The 21,639-nt window shown below is 59.7% G+C and carries 16 protein-coding genes and 1 other RNA gene; 5 read left to right on the forward strand and 12 right to left on the reverse strand.

What is annotated here, in order from left to right:
* Nucleotides 1-30: 30 nt before the first annotated feature.
* The 3 genes from hemN to WLY71_RS07050 all read left to right on the forward strand — a co-directional run bounded on the left by hemN (nucleotide 31) and on the right by WLY71_RS07050 (nucleotide 2,905).
* Complete coding sequence (gene hemN, locus WLY71_RS07040; RefSeq protein ID WP_347803009.1) at nucleotides 31-1,413, forward strand: oxygen-independent coproporphyrinogen III oxidase; 1,383 nt, start codon at nucleotides 31-33, stop codon at nucleotides 1,411-1,413.
* A 129-nt stretch (nucleotides 1,414-1,542) separates the two neighbouring features.
* The gene (gene fnr, locus WLY71_RS07045; RefSeq protein ID WP_046047868.1) at nucleotides 1,543-2,277 is read left to right on the forward strand and encodes a fumarate/nitrate reduction transcriptional regulator Fnr; all 735 of its coding nucleotides are present in this window, start codon (nucleotides 1,543-1,545) and stop codon (nucleotides 2,275-2,277) included.
* Nucleotides 2,278-2,356: 79 nt separating this feature from the next.
* Nucleotides 2,357-2,905: an adenine phosphoribosyltransferase gene (locus tag WLY71_RS07050; protein WP_347802993.1), complete on the forward strand. Its 549-nt coding sequence runs from the start codon at nucleotides 2,357-2,359 to the stop codon at nucleotides 2,903-2,905.
* Nucleotides 2,906-3,024: 119 nt separating this feature from the next.
* Here WLY71_RS07050 and WLY71_RS07055 read toward each other — a convergent pair whose 3' ends face one another.
* The 5 genes from WLY71_RS07055 to dnaX all read right to left on the reverse strand — a co-directional run bounded on the left by WLY71_RS07055 (nucleotide 3,025) and on the right by dnaX (nucleotide 8,809).
* The gene (locus WLY71_RS07055; protein ID WP_347802994.1) at nucleotides 3,025-4,173 is read right to left on the reverse strand and encodes an acyl-CoA dehydrogenase family protein; all 1,149 of its coding nucleotides are present in this window, start codon (nucleotides 4,171-4,173) and stop codon (nucleotides 3,025-3,027) included.
* 178 nt (nucleotides 4,174-4,351) lie between these two features.
* Entirely contained in the window at nucleotides 4,352-4,954 is a 603-nt protein-coding gene (gene recR / locus WLY71_RS07060) for a recombination mediator RecR (RefSeq protein WP_033055661.1), read from the reverse strand.
* Nucleotides 4,955-5,019: 65 nt separating this feature from the next.
* The gene (locus tag WLY71_RS07065; protein WP_347802995.1) at nucleotides 5,020-6,054 is read right to left on the reverse strand and encodes an NADP-dependent oxidoreductase; all 1,035 of its coding nucleotides are present in this window, start codon (nucleotides 6,052-6,054) and stop codon (nucleotides 5,020-5,022) included.
* 264 nt (nucleotides 6,055-6,318) lie between these two features.
* Nucleotides 6,319-6,657, reverse strand: a complete 339-nt coding sequence (locus tag WLY71_RS07070) for a YbaB/EbfC family nucleoid-associated protein (protein ID WP_008028561.1) — start codon at nucleotides 6,655-6,657, stop codon at nucleotides 6,319-6,321.
* A gap of 67 nt (nucleotides 6,658-6,724) precedes the next feature.
* The gene (gene dnaX, locus WLY71_RS07075; RefSeq protein ID WP_347802996.1) at nucleotides 6,725-8,809 is read right to left on the reverse strand and encodes a DNA polymerase III subunit gamma/tau; all 2,085 of its coding nucleotides are present in this window, start codon (nucleotides 8,807-8,809) and stop codon (nucleotides 6,725-6,727) included.
* A gap of 145 nt (nucleotides 8,810-8,954) precedes the next feature.
* Between dnaX and WLY71_RS07080 the strand changes: the two genes are divergently transcribed.
* Entirely contained in the window at nucleotides 8,955-9,719 is a 765-nt protein-coding gene (locus tag WLY71_RS07080; protein ID WP_347802997.1) for a substrate-binding periplasmic protein, read from the forward strand.
* Here WLY71_RS07080 and WLY71_RS07085 read toward each other — a convergent pair.
* Nucleotides 9,674-11,416 (reverse strand): putative bifunctional diguanylate cyclase/phosphodiesterase, encoded by a 1,743-nt coding sequence (locus tag WLY71_RS07085; protein ID WP_347802998.1) that lies wholly within the window; start codon nucleotides 11,414-11,416, stop codon nucleotides 9,674-9,676. The two genes, WLY71_RS07080 and WLY71_RS07085, sit on opposite strands and share 46 nt — an antisense overlap.
* Before the next feature lie 283 nt (nucleotides 11,417-11,699).
* On the opposite strand from WLY71_RS07085, the gene WLY71_RS07090 reads away from it, so the two are divergent.
* Nucleotides 11,700-12,014 (forward strand): helix-turn-helix domain-containing protein, encoded by a 315-nt coding sequence (locus WLY71_RS07090; RefSeq protein ID WP_008146799.1) that lies wholly within the window; start codon nucleotides 11,700-11,702, stop codon nucleotides 12,012-12,014.
* Between the two features lie 181 nt (nucleotides 12,015-12,195).
* Here the strand turns inward: WLY71_RS07090 and ffs are convergent.
* From ffs to WLY71_RS07120, 6 genes are all read right to left on the reverse strand, one after another.
* Nucleotides 12,196-12,292: signal recognition particle sRNA small type (ffs, locus tag WLY71_RS07095), an RNA gene on the reverse strand.
* Between the two features lie 201 nt (nucleotides 12,293-12,493).
* Entirely contained in the window at nucleotides 12,494-13,657 is a 1,164-nt protein-coding gene (locus WLY71_RS07100) for a zinc-binding metallopeptidase family protein (protein ID WP_347802999.1), read from the reverse strand.
* 82 nt (nucleotides 13,658-13,739) lie between these two features.
* Nucleotides 13,740-16,097 carry an NAD-dependent DNA ligase LigA gene (ligA, locus tag WLY71_RS07105; protein ID WP_347803000.1) on the reverse strand — a complete coding sequence of 786 codons (2,358 nt, stop codon included), beginning with the start codon at nucleotides 16,095-16,097 and terminating at the stop codon, nucleotides 13,740-13,742.
* A 156-nt stretch (nucleotides 16,098-16,253) separates the two neighbouring features.
* Entirely contained in the window at nucleotides 16,254-17,108 is an 855-nt protein-coding gene (gene zipA / locus WLY71_RS07110; RefSeq protein WP_347803001.1) for a cell division protein ZipA, read from the reverse strand.
* A 258-nt stretch (nucleotides 17,109-17,366) separates the two neighbouring features.
* A complete protein-coding gene (gene smc / locus WLY71_RS07115; RefSeq protein WP_347803002.1) occupies nucleotides 17,367-20,855 on the reverse strand; it encodes a chromosome segregation protein SMC in 3,489 nt (1,162 codons plus the stop codon).
* Between the two features lie 2 nt (nucleotides 20,856-20,857).
* Nucleotides 20,858-21,517: a GntR family transcriptional regulator gene (locus WLY71_RS07120; protein ID WP_347803003.1), complete on the reverse strand. Its 660-nt coding sequence runs from the start codon at nucleotides 21,515-21,517 to the stop codon at nucleotides 20,858-20,860.
* Between the last annotated feature and the right edge of the window lie 122 nt (nucleotides 21,518-21,639).

Here is a 21,639-nt window from a genome sequence, read left to right on the forward strand (position 1 = left end):
CTGCCAGCCTATCCGGGGAATGCCCGCATGATGCTTGACGCCATTCGTTGGGACACCGATCTGATCCGCCGTTACGACCTGGCGGGACCGCGCTACACCTCCTACCCCACCGCGGTGCAATTCGACGGTCAGGTCGGCACATTTGACCTGTTCCACGCCCTGCGCGACAGCCGTAAAGCCCTGCGCCCGTTATCGCTGTATGTGCACGTGCCGTTCTGCGCGAACATTTGCTACTACTGCGCCTGCAATAAAGTCATCACCAAGGACCGCGGCCGGACCCAGCCCTATTTGCAACGCCTTGAGCAGGAAATCCAGCTGATCGCCTGCCACCTCGACCCCACGCAAAAAGTCGAGCAACTGCATTTCGGCGGCGGCACCCCGACCTTTCTCAGTCACGATGAACTGCGCCAGCTGATGGCCCAGTTGCGCAAAAGCTTCAACTTGCTGGACGACGATTCCGGCGACTACGGCATCGAAATCGACCCTCGCGAAGCCGACTGGTCGACCATGGGCCTGCTCCGTGAACTGGGTTTCAATCGGGTCAGTATCGGCCTGCAAGACCTCGACCCGGCGGTGCAACGGGCGGTCAATCGCCTGCAAAGCCTGGAAGAAACCCGCGCGGTGATCGACGCTGCCCGCACGCTGCAGTTTCGCTCGATCAACATTGACCTGATCTACGGCTTGCCAAGGCAGACACCCGAGAATTTCGCCCGCACCGTCGATGAAGTCATCAACCTGCAACCGGACCGCCTCTCGGTGTTCAACTACGCGCACCTGCCGGAACGCTTCATGCCGCAACGACGAATCAACAGCGACGAGCTACCGACAGCGGCGCAAAAACTGGAAATACTCCAGGGCACCATCGAGCAGCTGACCCAGGCCGGTTACCGCTACATCGGCATGGACCACTTCGCGCTACCCGACGATGAACTGGCGATTGCTCAGGAAGAATCGACCCTGCAACGCAACTTCCAGGGCTACACCACCCACGGTCACTGCGACCTGATTGGCCTGGGCGTGTCGGCCATCAGCCAGATCGGCGACTTGTATTGCCAGAACAGCAGCGACCTGAATCAGTACCAGAACACGCTGGCCAGCGCGCAGCTGGCCACCAGCCGTGGCCTGCTGTGCAACGCCGATGACCGCCTGCGACGTGCGGTCATCCAACAACTGATCTGTAATTTCAGCCTGGAATTCGCCGAGATCGAACACGCCTTCAACATCGACTTTCAGGGTTACTTCGGCGAACTCTGGCCACAATTGCAGGGAATGGCCGAAGACGGCCTGATCGAACTGGATAACGAACGGATCACCGTACTGCCCGCCGGACGATTGCTGGTGCGTTCGGTGTGCATGGTGTTCGACGCATACCTGGAACAGCAAAATCGCCAGCGGTTTTCGCGGGTGATCTAGCCATCACCTCACTGGCCGGTCTGCGAAACGCCGACTTTACGACCCTGCGACAAAATCGCCGCGTGCCTGAATGTCCTCCCGTGGGTTACCCTTACGGCTTATGTGTGTTTTCCCACAAGGATTGAAGAAATGTCCGAGCCAGTAAAGCTGCGCGCTCATAGTCAGGCCCATTGCAAGGATTGCAGCCTGGCCCCCCTCTGCTTGCCACTTTCTTTGAATCTGGAAGACATGGATGCGCTGGACGAAATCGTTAAACGTGGCCGCCCGCTGAAAAAGGGCGAATTCCTGTTCCGCCAGGGCGACACGTTTGATTCCGTTTATGCAGTACGCTCTGGCGCCCTGAAGACCTTCAGCCTGAGCGATGGCGGTGAAGAACAACTCACCGGTTTCCACCTGCCGAGCGAACTGGTCGGCCTGTCGGGCATGGACACCGAAAAACACCCGGTCTCGGCGCAAGCCATGGAAACCACATCGGTGTGTGAAATCCCTTTCGAACGCCTCGACGAACTGGCGCTGCAACTGCCGCAACTGCGCCGTCAGCTGATGCGCGTGATGAGTCGCGAGATTCGCGACGATCAGCAAATGATGTTGCTGCTGTCGAAAAAAACTGCCGACGAGCGCATCGCCACGTTCCTGGTCAACCTGTCGGCCCGTTTCCGCGCCCGTGGTTTCTCGGCCAACCAGTTCCGACTGAGCATGTCGCGCAACGAAATCGGCAATTACCTGGGCCTGGCGGTGGAAACCGTGTCCCGGGTGTTCACGCGCTTCCAGCAAAACGAACTGATTGCTGCTGAAGGCAAGGAAATCCACATCCTCGACCCGATCCAGCTCTGCGCCCTGGCCGGCGGCTCGCTAGACGGCTGATTTTGGCGATGGCGGCTGAGCGAAACGGTTCAGCCGCCGTTATACTGCGTCGTTTGCAGCCTGCCAGGATTCTTCGACTATGGCCTTCGACTCCTTCGACATCAAATCCCTCATCCGCCCTGTGATCGACTTTCCCAAGCCGGGCGTGATCTTTCGCGACATTACCCCATTGTTCCAGTCGCTCACGGCCCTGCGCCTGGTGATGGACAGCTTCGCCCATCGTTATGTCGAGGCTGACTTTACCCACATCGGTGCGATGGACGCGCGTGGTTTTCTGATCGGTTCGGTCCTGGCCTATCAGCTGAACAAGCCACTGGTGCTGTTCCGCAAGCAAGGCAAACTGCCGGCCGACGTACTGGCCGAGGGTTATGCGACCGAATACGGCGAAGCCTTCCTCGAAGTCCACGCTGACAGCCTGTGCGAGGGCGATTCGGTGGTGATGTTCGATGACCTGATCGCCACGGGCGGGACGCTGATTGCGGCGGCGAACCTGGTTCGACGCATGGGTGCCCGGGTTCATGAAGCGGCGGCGATCATTGATTTGCCAGAGTTGGGCGGGTCGCAGCGTTTGGAAGATATGGGGATTCCGACGTTTTGCCTGACGCAATTTGCGTTGAGCGAGCAGTAAGGCGGCGTCTGTACGGGCGCCATCGCGAGCAAGCTCGCTCCCACAGGGGTTTTGTGATCGCCGAAAATCCACTGTGGGAGCGAGCTTGCTCGCGATAGCGTCAGCCGCTACACCGCCGATTAAAGCCCCATCTGCTTACTGATGATCTCGTTCATCACTTCCCGTGTACCGCCGCCGATCGACAAAATCCGGTTATCGCGGTACAGCCGCTCCACCAGGCTCTCACGCATATAACCGAGGCCACCCAAAATCTGCACAGCATCCGTAGTAATCCGATCAGCCGTGTCAGTCGCAAAATTCTTGGCCATGGAAATCTCCTTGATCACACTCTGCCCCGCCGCCATCTTCGCTGCCTGGCGGTAGGTGAATTCCCGTGACACCTCCAGCGCCGTGGCCATTTCGGCAAGGCGATGCTTGAGCACCTGCAACTTGCCGATGGGTTTACCGAATGCTTCACGCTGGCGAGCCCATTTCAGGCTCTCTTCCAGCGCCAGTTGCGCGGTCATGTTGGCCATTAGCGCCAGCGCCAGGCGTTCGCTCTGGAAGTTGCCCATGATGCAGGCGAAGCCCATGTTTTCGGCACCAATCAGATTTCCTACCGGCACCCGGCAATCGTCGAAGAACAGTTCGGCAGTGTCCGACGCCCACCAACCCATTTTCTTCAACTGACGGCCGACGGTGAAACCGGGCGTGCCCTTCTCGATCAACAGCAGGCTGATGCCACCGAAACCCGGCGCACCGGTACGCACCGCGACGGTGTAGAAATCCGCGCGGACACCACTGGTGATAAAGGTTTTGCTGCCGCTGACCCGGTAGCACTCGCCGTCACGCACGGCGCGGGTTTGCAGGTTGGCGACGTCGGAGCCGCCGCTGGGCTCGGTAACGGCCAGGGCGCTGATCTTTTCGCCAGCGAGCACCTGCGGCACAACACGATCGCGGACTTCAGGCCTGGCCCACTTGAGGATCGGCGGGAGGCCGATGTCCAGCGAGCCGAGCCCCGCCACCAAGCCGCCGGAGCCACAGCGCATCAGCTCTTCGCTGGCGGCGACCTTGGCGAACAGATCACCTTCGTGACTGCCACCCAAGGCTTCGGGGTAACCGATCCCCAGAATGCCCGCCGCACCGGCCTTTTGGTAGAGCTCACGGGGGAAGCTTTCAGCTTCTTCCCACTGGTTGATGTCTGGCAAGATCTCGCGCTCGACGAAACGTCTGACGCTGTCGCGGACCAATTGGTGGCTGTGGTCGAAGTATTCCTGAAAGGCAGGCATCGGCGAGCTCCACTGAAGGTTCAGCGAAGTTAACCGAGCGCTTGCTTGGTTTTCAAGTGAAGGAGGTGTGGAAGATCAAAAGATCGCAGCCTTCGGCAGCTCCTACAATGGCATGCGTACACCTGTAGGAGCTGCCGAAGGCTCGGGCCGCGTTCGGACGATCTTTTGCTTTTAACAATTACAAAGCGATCGGCTTACGCCCGGCAAACGAATGCGCCAACGTCCCGCCATCCACCAATTCCAGCTCGCCGCCCAATGGCACGCCGTGGGCGATACGCGAGGCGATCAGGCCTTTGTTGCTGAGCAACTGGGCAATGTAATGCGCTGTCGCCTCACCTTCCACGGTCGGGTTGGTCGCGAGAATGACTTCAGTGAACGTGCCCGCCTCTTCGATCCGCGCCAGCAGTTGCGGAATACCGATGGCTTCCGGCCCGAGTCCGTCGAGTGGTGACAGATGGCCCTTGAGCACAAAGTAGCGACCACGGAAACCGGTCTGCTCCACCGCGTAGACGTCCATCGGCCCTTCCACCACGCAGAGCAAAGTGTCGTCGCGACGGGTATCGGCGCATTGCGGGCAGAGGTCGTCTTCGGTCAGCGTGCGACACAACCGACAGTGACCCACCCCTTCCATGGCCTGGCTCAGTGCCAGGGCCAATCGCGAGCCGCCGCTGCGATCACGCTCGAGCAGCTGCAACGCCATGCGTTGGGCAGTTTTCTGACCCACACCTGGCAAAATTCGCAGGGCGTCGATCAGTTGGCGAATCAAAGGGCTGAAGCTCATGGGGAAAAGTCCGACAAAACAACGAGACGCGGTTTATACCCGCGCCTCTGTTTAGCGTCAATTACTCAGTCCTGGGCGACCCGCACAACCAGTTTGCCGAAGTTGCGTCCTTCCAGCAGACCGATGAACGCTTCGGGTGCCTGCTCCAGGCCATCGACCACGTCTTCGCGGAACTTCACCTTGCCGTCGCGCACCCACGGCGCCATGGCGCTGACGAATTCCGGCTGACGATCACCGTAGTCGTCGAACACGATGAAGCCCTGAATTCGCACGCGCTTGGTCAGCAGCGTGCGTTGCAATTGCGGCAGTCGATCCGGGCCGGTCGGTGCTTCGTGAGCGTTGTACGACGCGATCAGACCACAGAGTGGAATTCGCGCCTTGGGCTTGAGCAACGGCAGCACAGCATCGAACACCTTGCCGCCGACGTTTTCGTAATAGATGTCGATGCCTTCGGAGCACGCCTTGGCCAATTCATCGGCGAAGTTCGGGCTCTTGTGATCGATGCAGGCATCAAAACCCAGCTCATCGACCACATAACGGCACTTGTCCGCACCACCGGCCACGCCGACCACGCGCAGGCCCTTGATCTTCGCCACCTGACCGACCACCGAACCCACGGCGCCGGATGCAGCCGCAACCACCAGGGTTTCGCCGGCCTTGGGCTGGCCGATGTCCATCAGGCCCATATACGCAGTCATGCCGGGCATGCCCAACACGCCCAGCGCCATTGACGGGCTCGGCAGCCCGGACGGCACCGGAATGATGTCGCGACCGTCGCTGAGGCTGTGGCTCTGCCAACCGGTAGAACCGACCACCAGATCACCTTCGTGGAATTTCGGATTCAGCGAGCGCTCGACCCGGCTGACAGCGCCACCGGTCATCACCTCGCCGATTTCAACCGGAGCGGCGTAGGACGGCGCGTCGCTCATGCGTCCGCGCATGTAGGGATCGAGTGACAGGTAAAGGGTCTTGAGCAGCACCTGACCGTCGGCCAGGTCCGGTAGCGCAACGCGCTCCAGGCGGAAATTCTCCGGCGTCGGCGCGCCTACCGGGCGGGACGCCAGGACGATACGTTGGTTGAGGGTCAATGCGTCTGGCATGTGAGCTTCTCCTTTTGATCGATGAATTCGACGGTATAGGGAGCAGACCGTTGTGACGGTGTGGCGTTCGATGTTTCGTCAGTTGTACCGAGGTGACTTCATCGCGGGCAAGCCACGCTCCCACAGGATTTAGGTGATCCCTGTGGGAGCGGGCTTGCCCGCGATGGCTGCCTTTAAGGCAGCACATTTCCAACTGGCAGAAACAAAAATGCCAGGCGCGATGCCTGGCATTTTTTTGTAGCCCATCCGACGCGCTTTGGCGAATCAGAATGGCAGTTTCATACCCGGTGGCAGTTGCATGCCAGCGGTCATGCCGGACATTTTGTCCTGGCTGTTGGCTTCGATCTTGCGCACGGCATCGTTGACGGCGGCGGCGAACACGGCCTCCAGCATCTCTTTGTCGTCTTCGCTCAAGCCTTCGACCAGGCTTGGATCGATGGTCACGCGCTTGACGTCGTGACGACCGGTCATCACCACGGTGACCATATCGCCACCGGCTTTACCGGTGACTTCGGCGTTGGCCAGTTCTTCCTGCATCTTGGCCATTTTTTCCTGCATCTGCTGTGCCTGCTTCATCAGGCCGGCCATGCCACCTTTCATCATGGGAATCACCTCAAAAGTACTTGGATAAATACAGCGCCCGGCCCTTTCGGCCGAACACCTTCAGTTATTAGCCCTGAGTGACCAGGGTCTCGACAGGTTCAATAGTATCGTTACGGACCACCGCACCGAACTGCTGCATCATTTGCTGGATGAACGGATCACCGTGGATCGACTCTTCGGCCTCGCGCTGACGGTTCGCACGGCGACGGGACGCGGCCTGGGCCGGGGTTTCCTGCTCGGGCTTGATCAACTCCATGCGCAGGGTCAGCGTACGCCCGTGAAACTGGTTCAACGCATCGTTCAAGCGACGCTGTTGAGTCGCGTTGAACAACGCGCTGTGGGCCGGGTCCAGGTGCATCAGCCACTGGTCACCCTCGACGGCGATCAGCGTGCAGTTGGCGGCAATGCTGCCGGTCATGCCGGAGATCGGCAGTTTCGGGAACAACTCCAGCCATTGCAGCGCCAGACCGGTGGCCGGCATGGCGGCCGGTTCAGGTTCGGCTTCCGGCGCTGGCTCGGTGGTGTGTTCGCTGGCCAGTTCATCGAGGTAGCTGTAGGCCGATTCGATATCTGGCTCGATGTAGTCCTCGTCCAACGGCGGCTCGTCGTCCAGGTCCATGCCCGGCGTCGCGGCATCGACGTCAGCTACCGACGGCTCCGGAATCGGCGCAGCGGCCCACTCCGGCGCGTCCGGCACTACGCTGTCGGGGGTCGGCAATGGCATCGGCGCCAATTCTGGCTGTTCGCTGGCAGTTTCCAGCACCGGCTCGACAGCGGGTTGCTGAACGACTTCGGGTTCGATCGGGTCGTTCCAGGGCAGATCGACGGCGGCTTCGACCGCTACCGCCTCAACGACAGGCTCGGGCGCAACGACGGGCGCGACCGGCTCAGGCTCGGGCGGCTGCACTGGAGCAACCACCGCCGCAACCGGCGCAGGCGCGACGGGTGCAACTGCCGCAGCGACTACCGGCGCAACAACGGGCGCGGCAGCCACTGAATTTGCGGAATCAACTGTGGCTTGGCTGATCCCCACTGGCTTTAGCGGTTGCCTCGGGGAGTCCGTGGTGTCTGCCGGTCGGAACGCGAGCATTCGCAGCAGGACCATTTCGAAGCCACCGCGCGGGTCTGGCGCCAGCGGCAAGTCGCGACGACCGATCAGGCCCATCTGGTAATAGAACTGCACGTCTTCGGCCGGCAAGGCCTGAGCCAGTGCCAGCACCCGGTCACGGTCGCCATGACCGTTGTCGACGCCTTCAGGCAGGGCCTGGGCGATGGCGACACGGTGCAGCACGTTGAGAATTTCCGAGAGCACGCCGTTCCAGTCCGGGCCTTGTTCGGCCAGGTGACGGACGGCTTCGAGCAAGGCCTTGGCGTCGCCTTCGATCAGCGCATGCAGAACGTCGTAGACCTGACCATGATCGAGCGTGCCGAGCATCGCCCGAACGTCGGCGGCCATGACTTTGCCTTCACCGAAGGCGATCGCCTGGTCGGTCAGGCTCATGGCGTCGCGCATCGAACCGTCGGCAGCACGGCCCAGCAGCCACAGCGCGTCGTCTTCGAACGGCACGTTCTCGACACCCAGCACATGGGTCAAATGCTCGACCACACGCTCCGGTGTCATGTTCTTCAGAGAGAACTGCAGGCACCGCGAAAGAATGGTTGCAGGAAGTTTCTGCGGATCGGTGGTCGCCAGGATGAACTTGACGTAGGGCGGCGGCTCTTCAAGGGTTTTCAACAGCGCATTGAAGGAATGGCTGGAGAGCATGTGCACTTCGTCGATCAGGTAGACCTTGAAGCGCCCGCGGCTCGGCGCGTACTGCACATTGTCGAGCAGTTCGCGGGTGTCCTCGACCTTGGTCCGGCTCGCGGCGTCGATCTCGATCAGGTCGACAAAGCGGCCTTCATCGATCTCGCGGCACACCGAGCACTCGCCGCAAGGTGTTGAAGTGATACCTGTTTCACAGTTCAGGCATTTGGCGATGATCCGCGCGATGGTGGTCTTGCCGACCCCGCGGGTACCGGTAAACAGATAGGCGTGGTGCAGCCGCTGGCTGTCCAAGGCATTGATCAGAGCCTTGAGCACATGGGTCTGGCCGACCATTTCGCGGAACGAGCGCGGACGCCATTTACGTGCAAGAACCTGATAACTCATCGAAAACCGTCGCAACTAAGGAACAGAAGCGGCTAATGCTAGCGGAGCAAGGCCAAAATTGCATCCGGTGCGCTCGTCTAATCTGGCTAAGATGGTCTTTGGGGGGGCTTTTATCGGCTCGGGGTTTATCAATACCGGAGCGTTTATGCGGCTGGCCTTTGGGGCACTGCTGTTGATCAGCCTGAATGTCGCTGGCGCCGAGCCGCCATTGCGCTTCGTGGTGCCCGACAGTTGGGCGATGCCGATGGTGCAACTGGAACGCGGCCACCCCACCCAAGGCATCCTGCACGACGTGATGGTCAGCCTCGCGACCCAGGTCGGCGTGCCGGCCGAATTTCACGTACTGCCTCGCACGCGGGTAAAAAACGCCATGGAGCACGGCGAAGTCGATATCCGCTGCTATGCGGCGCAGTCCTGGCAGCCGAATCAGTCCGGGGACTACATCTGGAGCATTCCACTTTGGTTTCAGCGCAACATGCTGATCAGCCGGTCAGATCCGCTGATCTCAGTGACGCCTGCGGACTTGTCGCGACAATCCATCGGCACGGTACTCGGCTACAGCTACCCGACCCTGCAACCGCTGTTTGACGCCAACCGACTGCATCGCGAAGACGCGCGCAACCAGGAGCAGGTGCTGGAAAAACTACTGGCCGGACGCTATCACTACGCCGTGAGCAATCAATGGACGCTGGATTGGTTCAATCAGCGCCTGCTGCCTGGCCGGCAACTGCAAGGCGTGGCGGTTTTGCAGGAACAGAGTGTCGGTTGTTATGTGCGCAACGATCCCAAGGTGCCCGTGCAGCGCATTTTGCGCACCTTGGTGCGAATGAAAATGTCCGGGGAAATCGACGACATTATCCGGCTCTACATTGGTGGCGAGCCACTCAAGGCGCCCAATGGCAAGCCTTGACCCGCCTGCTCCAGCACCTGCCATTGCGGCGGCGCTACAAAACCCTCGACCCAGCCCGGTACTTCTGCGGGCGGCATCGGCCGGGCAATGAAATAACCTTGAGCAACTTCGCAGCCCAGGCGCAGCAGCAATTCACCGTGCTCGATACTTTCCAGCCCTTCGGCTATCACCTGCCGACCAAAGGCCCGAGCCAGGCCAATGACCGCCATGGTCAGGGCCAGATCATCACGATCATTAACGATGTCGCGCACGAACGACTTGTCGATCTTGATGGTTTGGGTTTGCAAACGCTTGAGGTAGCTCAGGGACGAGTAACCGGTGCCGAAGTCCCCCAGTGAAAACTGCACCCCCAGCGCCTGACAGGCCTGTAAACAGGCGCTGACATGCTGAATATTCTCGATCGCCACCGACTCGACAATTTCCAGATCGAGCATCTGCGGAGCCACCTGGGCATGCCGGGCGAGCACGTGTTTGAGCCGGTCGACGAAATCCGCGCGCTGGAAATGTCGTGCCGCAATATTAATGCTGACTGGCCAGCCCTGCCCCGCTTGCTGCCAATGGTGCAACTGCGACAGGACCTGATCCATTACCCACTCACCAATATCGATGATCAGGTCCGTTTCTTCCACCAGCGGCAAAAACTCCCGGGCCGGCATCATGCCGTGTTGCGGATGCTCCCAACGTAACAACGCCTGAAAGCCGACAACCTCGCCACGACGCATGTTCACCTTGGGCTGGAAATGCACACGCAACTCACCGGCAGCCAGCGCCTGGCGCACTCGCTCGACCGTCTGGTGAGTGGCCTTGACCTCCTGATCCCGGGACACGTCGAACAAATGAAAGCGATTGCGTCCGCTTTGTTTCGCCACGTACATGGCCTGATCGGCATGACGCAACAATGTTTCGGCATCTTGATTGTCGTGGGGGAACAGGGTGACGCCGATACTGGCAAACACATTGACGCCCTTGCCATGCAGCGAGTACGGCGCCGAAATGGCGCCCAGCACCCGGTTCAACGCCGCACGCAGTTCCGGCAGATCTCGCACGTATCGCAACACCAGCACAAACTCGTCACCGGCCAGCCGCGCCACCACATCTTCGCCGCGAACAATGGCGCGCAAACGCTTGGCCACCTCGACCAACAGCAGATCGCCACTGGCATGCCCGTAGCCATCATTGACCGCTTTGAAGCCGTCGAGATCAAGCATGCATACCGCCAGCGGGATGTTTTCGTGACGGGAGAACTCCAGCGCCTGATCCAGCAAATCCGAGAGGAACGCGCGATTCGGCAGCCCGGTCAGCACGTCATGCCCCACCCGCCATTGCAGTGAATGCAGCAATTGGTGTTTTTCGCTGATGTCGAAACGAATCGAAAGATAACGGTCAACCCGCCCGGTGGCATTATCGAGCACCGGCACCATGGTGCTGTCGACCCAATACAGGCTGCCGTCCTTGGCGCGATTACAAATCTCGCCTTTCCAGACCTTGCCCAAGGCGATGGTGCGCCACATGACCGCGAAGAAATCGGCGGAATGCAGACCCGAGTTGAGGAGACGATGGTTCTGCCCGAGCAGTTCTTCGCGGCTATAGCCGGACACGGCACAGAACTGATCGTTGACGTGGGTGATCCGGCCGCTCAGATCGGTCTCGGAAAAAATCGCGGCGGCATCCACGGCCCTGCGGTATTTCTCATCCATGAGTCAGGCTCGCTGTGGCTAGCGGTGGTACCGCTCGACCCGTGCAGGATGCCCGGAAGAGATGTTTTTATAGGTAATGCGCAGCAACACGATATCACTCCATGAACAGTGTTTGATGGCCTCCTGACAGCAGAGATCAACTAACCTTAAAGGCCCAAAATACCCATTTTGAGCGGCGATTCTACGAAATGCATCACATTTTGCAAAGCAAGGTGATGGATCATGCAGTTGTCTAATGCAAAAATCTATCGTTAAGTTCTTGATTCTAAATGGGAATTAAGCGATGCAAATTTCAAGTTTGGGTGCGGCCATTCGGCGCTACCGCAAGGTCGCTGGGCTTACTCAGGCTGAACTCGGCGAAAAAACCGGTTTTGACCCCAAAACCATCAGCCGCTTCGAAACCGGCACCTACACCCCCAGCGTGGAAGCCTTGTTCCTGTTTGCCGATGTGCTGGGTGTGAAGCTGAAAGCCTTTTTCGCAGATTTAGGCGATGAAGATGAACAGCGGGCGTATCTGTTCGGTGTCATACATAAAGCCACCCCGAAGGATCTGGGAAAGCTGATTGCAGCGGTTGACCAGGCCTTGTCCAAGCCTTAGTGCCAGAAATAAAAAAGGAGGCCGAGCTGTCGCATTCGACAGCTCGGTCTCCTTTTATGTGTTCGCTCTGAAAACCGGAAACGAAAAAACACCGCCCTGGACAAGATCCGTGGCTGAGCAACAAGAATGTATTTTTAGACAGATAACGCGAGAGAGGACTCGCGGTGCGTTATGGAGGCAACCCCACCAGCCACACCCCGGCACACAATGTTCCCGCTGTGGCTGCTTCCTTCCGGATCTGACCAGGTTCACGGGTAATCGTTGCGGGGGGACCGATGGGGTCACCATAACGACGCTCACCTGACGGCGAGCCGCGCCATTGTACCTATCTGAGACGAAGTTACAACCGTTCGGGGGGATTAAAAAAATGTGCTGCTTCAAGGACATGCGCTGACCTTTGAAAGATCGCAGCCTGCGGCAGCTCCTACATGGATCGGCGTGCACCTGTAGGAGCTGCCGCAGGCTGCGATCTTTTGATCCTATTGCGCCAACACCTCATCCGCCCGGCCGCCCTCCTGCTGGATCACCAGATGGATGAAGTGCAGCTTGGCGATCACTGCCGGCGGCAGGACGAACGGATAGAAATCCGGCTGCCCCATGCTGCGCGACAACTCATTAAGCATGCCGGCCAGTTCGATCCACGCATTGACGAACGACAGGAACGCCGCGCCGCCGGGATGCTGCGGATCGTAGAGGGTGCTTGGGGGAAACGGCTGATAGTCGAAATCCATCTCCCTGGCGCTCATTCCGAACCCCAACGCCGTATCCACCGCGTCCATCATGTGCAGGTAGTGAGCCCAGGTTTCGGCCCAATCCTCCCACGGATGCATGGTCGCGTAGGCGCTGACGTAATGTTGCTGCCAGTCGAGCGGTGCGCCTTGCTGGTAATGCCGTTCGAGAGCGTCGGTGTAGCTGGCGCGGTCGTCGCCGAACAGGCCTCGGAACGGTTCCAGCCAATGGCTGTTGGCGATCAACCGATCCCAGTAGTAATGCCCGACTTCATGCCGAAAATGCCCGAGCAGCGTGCGATAAGGTTCGTGCATCTGCACCCGAATCTGCTCGCGATGGGCGTCGTCGGCTTCTTTGATATCGAGGGTGATCAGACCGTTGGCGTGACCAGTGGTTGGCGGCTTGCCTTCGAGGTCGACACCGATGAAATCAAAGGCCAGCCCCGTTTCTTCGTCCACGCTCTTGGGGATCACCTGCAAACCCAAGCTGACCAACTGTGCGACCAGCCGCCGCTTGGCCGTTTCGACCTTGCGCCAGCGTTCGTGGTTTTCGGCAATCGACAGGTCGGGGATGGTGTGGTTCAGGCTACAGGCGATGCATAACGCATCGTGGTCATTGGCGGGCAACAGCCAATTGCACGCGGCCGGGGAATCGAGGTTGGCGCAGCGGCGCAAGACACCTGCTTCGGGATCGGCGTCGAGCAACCAGGTATCAGCCTGCAAGCCGGGCTGCAGCGACGATAGGCGACTCTGCTCCGGCTGATAACCCAACGCCGCCGAACACGCCAGGCACTGGCTGTTGCGAAAAAACAGCGACTGCCCGCAGCGGCACTGCCAGACCTTGCTGTTGCGCGAGCTTTCGCCGATGAAGGGCGCGGCGATGCGTGAACTGAGCTGTTCGAAGAAGCGGTACATGGCGATCTCTCCCTGAGGCTTGCCAAGACTAGATCATCCCCGCGCCGTGATCGTTCCCGCGTTTTGCGCGGGAACTGCACCACTAAACCGAAATGCCGTGTTTGCCGAGAAACTCGACAAAAGCCTCTTCATCCAGAACCTTCAACCCCAGCTCATTGGCCTTCGCCAACTTGGAACCTGCACCCGGTCCAGCGACCACACAATGAGTCTTGGCCGACACCGAGCCCGCTACCTTGGCACCGAGGCTTTCAAGTTTGTCCTTGGCGATGTCGCGGCTCATCAACTCCAGCGAACCGGTCAGCACCCAGGTCTGCCCGGCCAGCGGCAAGCCTTCAACGACTTTCTTCTCGCTCTGCCAGTGCATGCCGAAATCGCGCAGCTGTTTCTCGGCGGCTTCAGCGATTTGACGATTTTGCACAACCGCAAAGAACTCCCGAACCGAAGTGGCCTGTTTTTCCGGCAGCGCCTGGCGCATATCCAGCCAGTCGGCGCTGAAAACACCTTCAAGCGAACCAAACTTGTCCGCCAGCTTCTGCGCCCCACCCGGCCCGACCGAAGGTATGTGCAACTTGTCGAGGAAACCACCCAACGTGGTGCTGGCAGCAAACTCGGCGCCCAGCTCACCCTGATCCTGAATCTGTAGCCCGTGCTTGAGCAGGTCCTTTATCACCTGCTGGTTATGCGCATCTTCGAAGAAGCTGTGAATCTCGTGAGCCACTTCCAGGCCAACGTCCGGCAAATACGTGAGCACTTGCGGCAACGCCTGCTGAACCCGCTCCAGCGAGCCGAGAGAACGCGCCAGCACCTTGGCTGTCTCTTCGCCGACATCGGGAATCCCGAGGGCATAGATGAAGCGTGCCAGGCTTGGCTGCTTGCTGTCTTCGATGGCGCTGAGCAAGTTCTTGCTCGACAACTCGGCAAAGCCTTCCAGATCGACAATCTGTTCGAACGTCAGCGCGTACAAATCAGCTGGCGAACTCACCAACCCTTCGTCCACCAGTTGCTCGACGCTCTTCTCACCCAGACCTTCAATATCCATGGCGCGACGGGAGACGAAGTGAATGATTGCCTGCTTTAGTTGCGCACCGCAGGCCAGACGGCCAACGCAGCGGTACACCGCGCCTTCGCTGACGGTCTCGCGACCTTTGCTGCGCTTGACCAGTTGCGTGCGCTCGACATGGGAACCGCAGACCGGGCACTGCTCGGGAATCTGTACTGGCCGTGCGTTGTCCGGACGGCGCTCGGCGACCACTTGCACCACCTGCGGAATCACATCGCCGGCGCGGCGGATGATCACCGCGTCGCCGATCATCAGGCCCAGACGCGCCACTTCGTCCATGTTGTGCAACGTCGCGTTGGCCACGGTGACACCGGCCACCTTGACCGGCTTCAAGCGCGCCACCGGCGTCACCGCACCGGTACGACCGACCTGGAATTCCACGTCGAGCAATTCAGTGAGTTCTTCCATCGCCGGGAATTTGTGCGCGATCGCCCAGCGCGGTTCACGAGCACGGAAGCCCAGCTCACGCTGAGAGGCAATGCTGTTGACCTTGAACACCACGCCGTCGATTTCGTAGGGCAGTGAATTTCGGCGCTCTCCGATGTCACGGTAATAATCCAGACATTCAACGATGCCGTGAGCCAGTTTCAACTCATGACTGATCGGCATGCCCCAAGCCTTGAGCTGCTTGAGATTGCCAATGTGCGTATCAGCAATATCGGCCGAAATCTGGCCGATGCCATAGCAGCAGAACTCCAGTGGACGGTTGGCCGTGATCTTCGAATCGAGCTGGCGCAAGCTGCCGGCCGCCGCGTTGCGCGGATTGGCGAAGGTCTTGCCGCCGACTTCCAGCTGCGTGGCGTTGAGGCGTTCGAAACCGGCCTTGGACATGAACACTTCGCCGCGCACTTCCAGGGTCGCCGGCCAGCCAGTACCGTGCAGCTTGAGCGGGATGTTGCGCACGGTGCGTACGTTGACGCTAATGTCTTCGCCAGTCGTGCCATCGCCGCGAGTCGCGCCGCGCACCAGCACGCCGTCCTGATACAGCAAGCTAACCGCCAGGCCATCGAGTTTGGGTTCACAGCTGTATTCCACCGCCGCACCGCCACCGAACAAGTCGCCGGCCGGCAGGTCGAGACCTTCGGTTACCCGGCGATCGAACTCGCGCATGTCGGTTTCTTCGAAGGCGTTGCCGAGGCTGAGCATCGGTACTTCGTGACGCACCTGAGTGAACGCCGACAGCGCCGCGCTGCCGACTCGCTGGGTCGGCGAGTCGCTGGTGATCAGTTCGGGATTGGCCGCTTCGAGGGCTTTAAGCTCATTGAACAACCGATCGTATTCGGCGTCCGGAATGCTCGGTTCGTCCAGCACGTGGTAGCGATAGTTGTGCTGATCCAGCTCAGCGCGCAGCTCTAGAATGCGGTTTTTGACGGCGGTCATGGGTGTTCTCTCATAAAGCAAAAGAGCAGCCGAGGCTGCTCTATCTCATATCATCAGGATCCAGAGATCGCAGCCTCGTTTCACTCGACAGCTCCTACAGAAAATCGCGACCCCTGTAGGAGCTGTCGAGTGAAACGAGGCTGCGATCTTTTGACCTTAGCGCTTCTGGGTCAGGGCGCGACGTTCGAATTCAACGATGCGCTGACGGTAATGCTCAATCGTCTGGGCCGTCAGCACGCTGCGCTGGTCGTCTTTCAGTTCGCCGTTCAGCTCCTGGGACAGTTTGCGCGCCGCGGCCACCATCACGTCGAAGGCTTGCTTCGGATGACGCGGGCCTGGCAGACCGAGGAAGAAGCTCACTGCCGGTGTGCTGAAGTGGTCGATGTCGTCCAGGTCAAACACACCCGGCTTGACCGCATTGGCCATCGAGAACAGGACTTCGCCGTTGCCGGCCATGCTTTCGTGGCGGTGGAAGATGTCCATCTCGCCAAAACGCAGACCGCTTTCCAAAATGTTCTGCAACAGCGCCGGGCCTTTGAAGCCAGCAGCTTCGCGGCAGATCACGCTGATCACCAGCACTTCTTCGGCTTGCGGTTGTTCCTTGTCGCTGGCCGAACTCGAAGCCTTGGTGTCATCCGGGAAATCGTCGTCACGGCTGCTGAAGCTCGGGCCGCCGTCCAGATCCAGACTGAGGTTCATGTCGCCCTGGGAAGGCTCGCCATGGCCACGCTTGCCGCGCTTGGAACCCGACTCACGCGACTCACGGGCAGGCATGCTCACCGACGGCAGATCGTGCTCGTCCAGTTGCGGTTCTTTATGCGTATCCAGCACGCGGGGCGGGCCCAACAGCTCGGCGCCGGTGTCCTCGTCCGGCAAGTTGGACAAACTTCGGTCGAGACGGAATTTCAGTTTCCCCTTGCCGCCGCGCATGCGACGCCAGCCATCGAAAAGAATACCGGCAATGACAATAATGCCGATGACGATCAGCCACTCGCGCAGACCGATTTCCATGTAATCCCGTGCCTCTATAAAAAATGCTGAAAAATAAGAGGTTTACAACTCGTAAACCGCTTTAAAACGTGGCGCCAACTCTATGTTCTGACAGGCGTTTTGCCCACGTATACGAAAAATTGACATTAAACTAGCACGACCAAAGGCAACTTTACACCGTCTGTCACAACGGCTTGCGCGAATATGTCGATTGGCCAGCAAGTCAGGGCAGGTAAATAAGTCCTACAACTCAAAAATACCTCTCCTACAAGCGCCGACTCAGGCATCCACCATCGCCATCGCCTCCTCGACATCCACTGCCACCAGACGCGAGCAACCCGGTTCGTGCATCGTCACCCCCATCAGTTGATCGGCCATTTCCATGGCGATCTTGTTGTGGGTGATATAGATGAACTGCACCGTCTGCGACATCTCTTTGACCAGCCGTGCGTAGCGTCCAACGTTAGCGTCATCCAATGGCGCGTCAACTTCATCGAGCATGCAGAACGGCGCCGGATTCAACTTGAAGATGGCAAAAACCAGAGCCAAGGCAGTCAGGGCTTTTTCGCCACCGGAGAGCAAATGGATGGTGCTGTTCTTCTTTCCTGGCGGCTGCGCCATGATCGTTACCCCTGTATCGAGTAGATCTTCGCCCGTCAGTTCCAAATAGGCGCGTCCTCCACCGAAAACTTTTGGGAAAAGGGTCTGTAAACCACCATTGATCTGATCAAAGGTATCTTTGAAGCGGTTTCGGGTTTCCTTGTCGATCTTGCGAATCACGTTCTCGAGCGTATCCAGCGCTTCCACCAGATCGTCGTTCTGCGCATCCAGATAACGTTTACGCTCGGATTGTTGCTGGTATTCGTCAATGGCCGCCAGGTTGATCGCACCGAGACGCTGAATCCGCGCGGCAATGCGTTCGAGTTCTTCTTCGGCGTCTTTCTCGTTGGCGTCGGCCACCAGGGTGGCGAGCACGCCGTGGAGGTCGTAACCGTCTTCCAGCAACTGATCTTCCAAGGTCTTGCGGCGCACGGTCAGGGCCTGCCATTCCATGCGCTGGGTTTCCATCTGCCCCCGAATCAACTGCGATTGCTGCTCGGCCTGGTTGCGACGTTTTTCCGCATCACGCAATTCACGGTCAGCGTCTTCCAGAGCGATCTGCGCAGTCTTGAGTTCTTCGTCGACGGTCATGCGTTTGTCGAGCAGTTCTTCAAGCTTCAGGCGCAACTCTTCCAGCGGCGCCTCGCCCTCCTCCAGGTTGAGGCTGAGCTGTTCGCGCTTCTCGGTCAGGCGCTCGGACTGCATTTCCAGACGTTCCAGCGCCTGACGCGTCGAGTCGTGTTGTGCCTTGAGCGAACCCAGACGCACCGCCAGTTGATGGGCGTGATCCTTGTGCTGCCGGGCTTCCTGCCGCACCCGATCGAGTCGCTCGCGCAAGCTGTCGCGCTGAGCCAGCAGCAACTCGCGCTGCTCGGTGTCCAGCGCCATGCTGTCGAGGGCTTCCTGCAATTGCAGACGCGCCTCGCCGATATTTTCGTGCTCAAGAGCGCGTTGCTCAGCCAATTCGGTGAGCTCTTCGTCCAGGCGTGTACGGCGCAAGGTCAGTTGTTCGGCCTTGGCTTTACCGGCGGACAATTGCGCTTTCAACTCACCTTGCTGACGGGCTTCGTCTTGCAGCAGACGGCGCAGATGTTCGCGACCGTTTTCCTGCTGACGCTGTTGCGCCCTGAGATTCTGAAGTTGGGTTTCCAGGGTTTCGACCGTGGCTTCGCGCTCTTCGCGCTCGAGGCCCAGACGCTGGATTTCCTGACCACGAGCCAGCACACCGCTTTCCGCTTCGCTGGCCCGGCGTACGCGTAAAAAGTGTCGACCAACCCAGTAACCATCGCGGCTGATCAGACTCTGGCCGGCGGTCAATTGATTGCGCAGGGCCAACGCCTGTTCGAGGCTGTCGACCGGTTTAACCTGCCCCAACCATGGCGCCAGATCGATCTGCGCTTCAACTTTATCGAGCAAGCTGCCGGGCACGCGCACGCCATCAGTGGCAGGGCTGAGCAAGCGCAAATCGCCCTGGGCAAAACCGGCCAGATCGAACTCGCCGAAGTCATCCACCAGCACCGCTTGCAGGTCGGCGCCGAGCACGGTTTCCACCGCCAGCTCCCAACCTGCCTCGACTTTCAGGCCTTCAGCCAGACGTGGACGGTCCGCCAAATGTTGTTCGCGCAGCCATTCAGCGGTGCCCGTGCCCGGATCGAGCGCGGCTTGCTGCAAGGCTTCAAGGGAGGCGAGGCGACCGTTCAGACGCTGCAAGTCACCCTGAGCCTGCTGCTGATTTTGCAGCGCCAATTGCAGTTCCTGACGCAGTTGCTCGAGGCGTTCGACCTGGGCTTCTTCACTGGCCTGCAAGTCTTCCAGCGTCGCTTCACTCGCGGCCAATTGCTCGCTGAGTTCCATGATCGCCGCGTCTTCCGGGTCTGCCGAGAGCAAGGCGCGCTCTTCGCCGAGACGCTTCTGGCGATCGGCCAGACGCTCCATGCTGGTTTCCAGCTGCTGGATCCGCGACTGCTGAACTTCGGATTGGCGACGCGGTTCGGCGGCCGTCAGGTTGAAGGTGTCCCATTGCTCTTGCCAGGCGTGCATGGTGGTTTCGGATTCTTCCAGCGCCGCGGCGGCTTCTTCGGCGGCGGCACTGGTGACTTCCTGTTCGGGGGTGAGCATGTCCAGCTCTTCGCCGAGGGTCAGCAGCAAGGTGCGGTCGTGGCCCAGGTGAGACTCGGTTTCCAGTCGCGCGCGCTCGGCTTCTTTCAGGTCGTCCTGCAATTGGCGCAAACGCTGCTGACCGTGCTGGATACTCTGCTCGACCCGGGCGATGTCGCCGCCGACCGAATAGAAGCGCCCCTGCACCAGATTGAAGCGCTCGGACAGATCGTGGTGCCCGTCCCGGAAGCGTTCGATAGCCGCATCGGCATTACGCTGCTCGGCCACCAACGCTTCGAAGGTGACTTCCTGATTGCCGATGATCGCTTCGCGCTGACCGACCTGTTCATTCAACGCCTGCCAGCGCAGGGCCGACAGCTGAGCCTTGAGCTGACGCTCCTCGCCCTTGTATTCCTGATACTTCTTGGCGGCCTCGGCCTGGCGGTACAAGCGTTCAAGCTGACGCTCGAGTTCTTCGCGCAGGTCGGTCAGGCGGGCCAGGTTTTCGTGGGTGCGGCGGATGCGGTTTTCAGTCTCGCGCCGGCGCTCCTTGTACTTGGAAATGCCCGCCGCTTCTTCGATAAAGTTGCGCAGGTCTTCGGGCTTTGACTCGATCAGCTTGGAGATCATCCCCTGCTCGATAATCGAGTAGCTGCGCGGGCCCAGGCCTGTACCCAGAAAGATGTCGGTGATATCGCGACGGCGGCACTTGGTGCCGTTGAGGTAGTAGGTGGTCTGGCTGTCGCGGGTCACTTTGCGGCGAATGGAAATCTCCGCGTAGGCCGCGTATTCGCCGAGCAGGGTGCCGTCGGCGTTATCGAACACCAGCTCGATGCTCGCCTGGCTCACTGGTTTACGGCTGGTCGAGCCGTTGAAGATGACGTCGGTCATCGACTCGCCGCGCAGGTTCTTGGCCGAGCTTTCGCCCATCACCCAGCGCACGGCGTCGATGATGTTCGACTTGCCGCAACCATTGGGCCCGACCACCGCCGCCATGTTACTGGGGAAGTTTACCGTGGTCGGGTCAACGAAGGATTTGAACCCCGCCAGCTTGATGCACTTTAGCCGCACGCTTAAGCGTCCGTCAGGGCAGAAACCACCAGATCACTGCTGCGCTGGGCATACGCCGCCAGCACAATGCGGATCTGCGGAAAATCACGGGCCAGCACGGCGGCGAGCAAGCGTTCGAACAGTTCGAGGAACTCGCTCATCGAGGCCTTGCGCTGTTCCAGGGCGAGGAAATACGCGCGGCTCATGGCCGGCTGCAGATTCTCGACGGTTTCCTGCAAGTACGGGTTGTTGGCGAACGGATACGCGGCGCGCATCACACTGAAGCTGTCGTCGACGAAGGTGCGAATGTCCTGGCGTTCGTAGCTGGCGGTCAGACGCTGCTGGATTTGCACGAACGGCGCCATGTCGGCCTGGACTTGCCAGCCGCTGGCCACTGCATTGCCCAGCAGGATGTAAAGCTCGCTCATCAGCGTGCACAGACTCTGGACCTTGTGAACCGTGAGCTCGGTCACGTGGGCGCCGCGTCGCGGCAGGATCGCGATCAGGTGGCGACGCTCGAGGATCAGCAAGGCTTCACGGACCGAACCGCGGCTGACATTGAGGGCCAGCGTGACCTTCTGTTCCTGGATGCGCTCCCCGGGCTTCATTTCGCCACGAATGATGCGTTCGGCGAGGTGGTGAGCAATTTGCTCGGCGAGGCTGTCCGGCGCCTTGAACGTCATGGTTGTCCTTCAAACTCTTCGATTTGCACAAGCGGCGCAGTGTAGCGCACATGAAGGGTCATGGCGGAGTGCCCACTCAGCGGTTTTTGGCACGATTCAAGCAAAAAGCAGGCTATCCCGTG

It is taken from the genome of Pseudomonas rossensis, from assembly GCF_039888995.1.
Classification (GTDB): Bacteria; Pseudomonadota; Gammaproteobacteria; order Pseudomonadales; family Pseudomonadaceae; genus Aquipseudomonas; species Aquipseudomonas rossensis.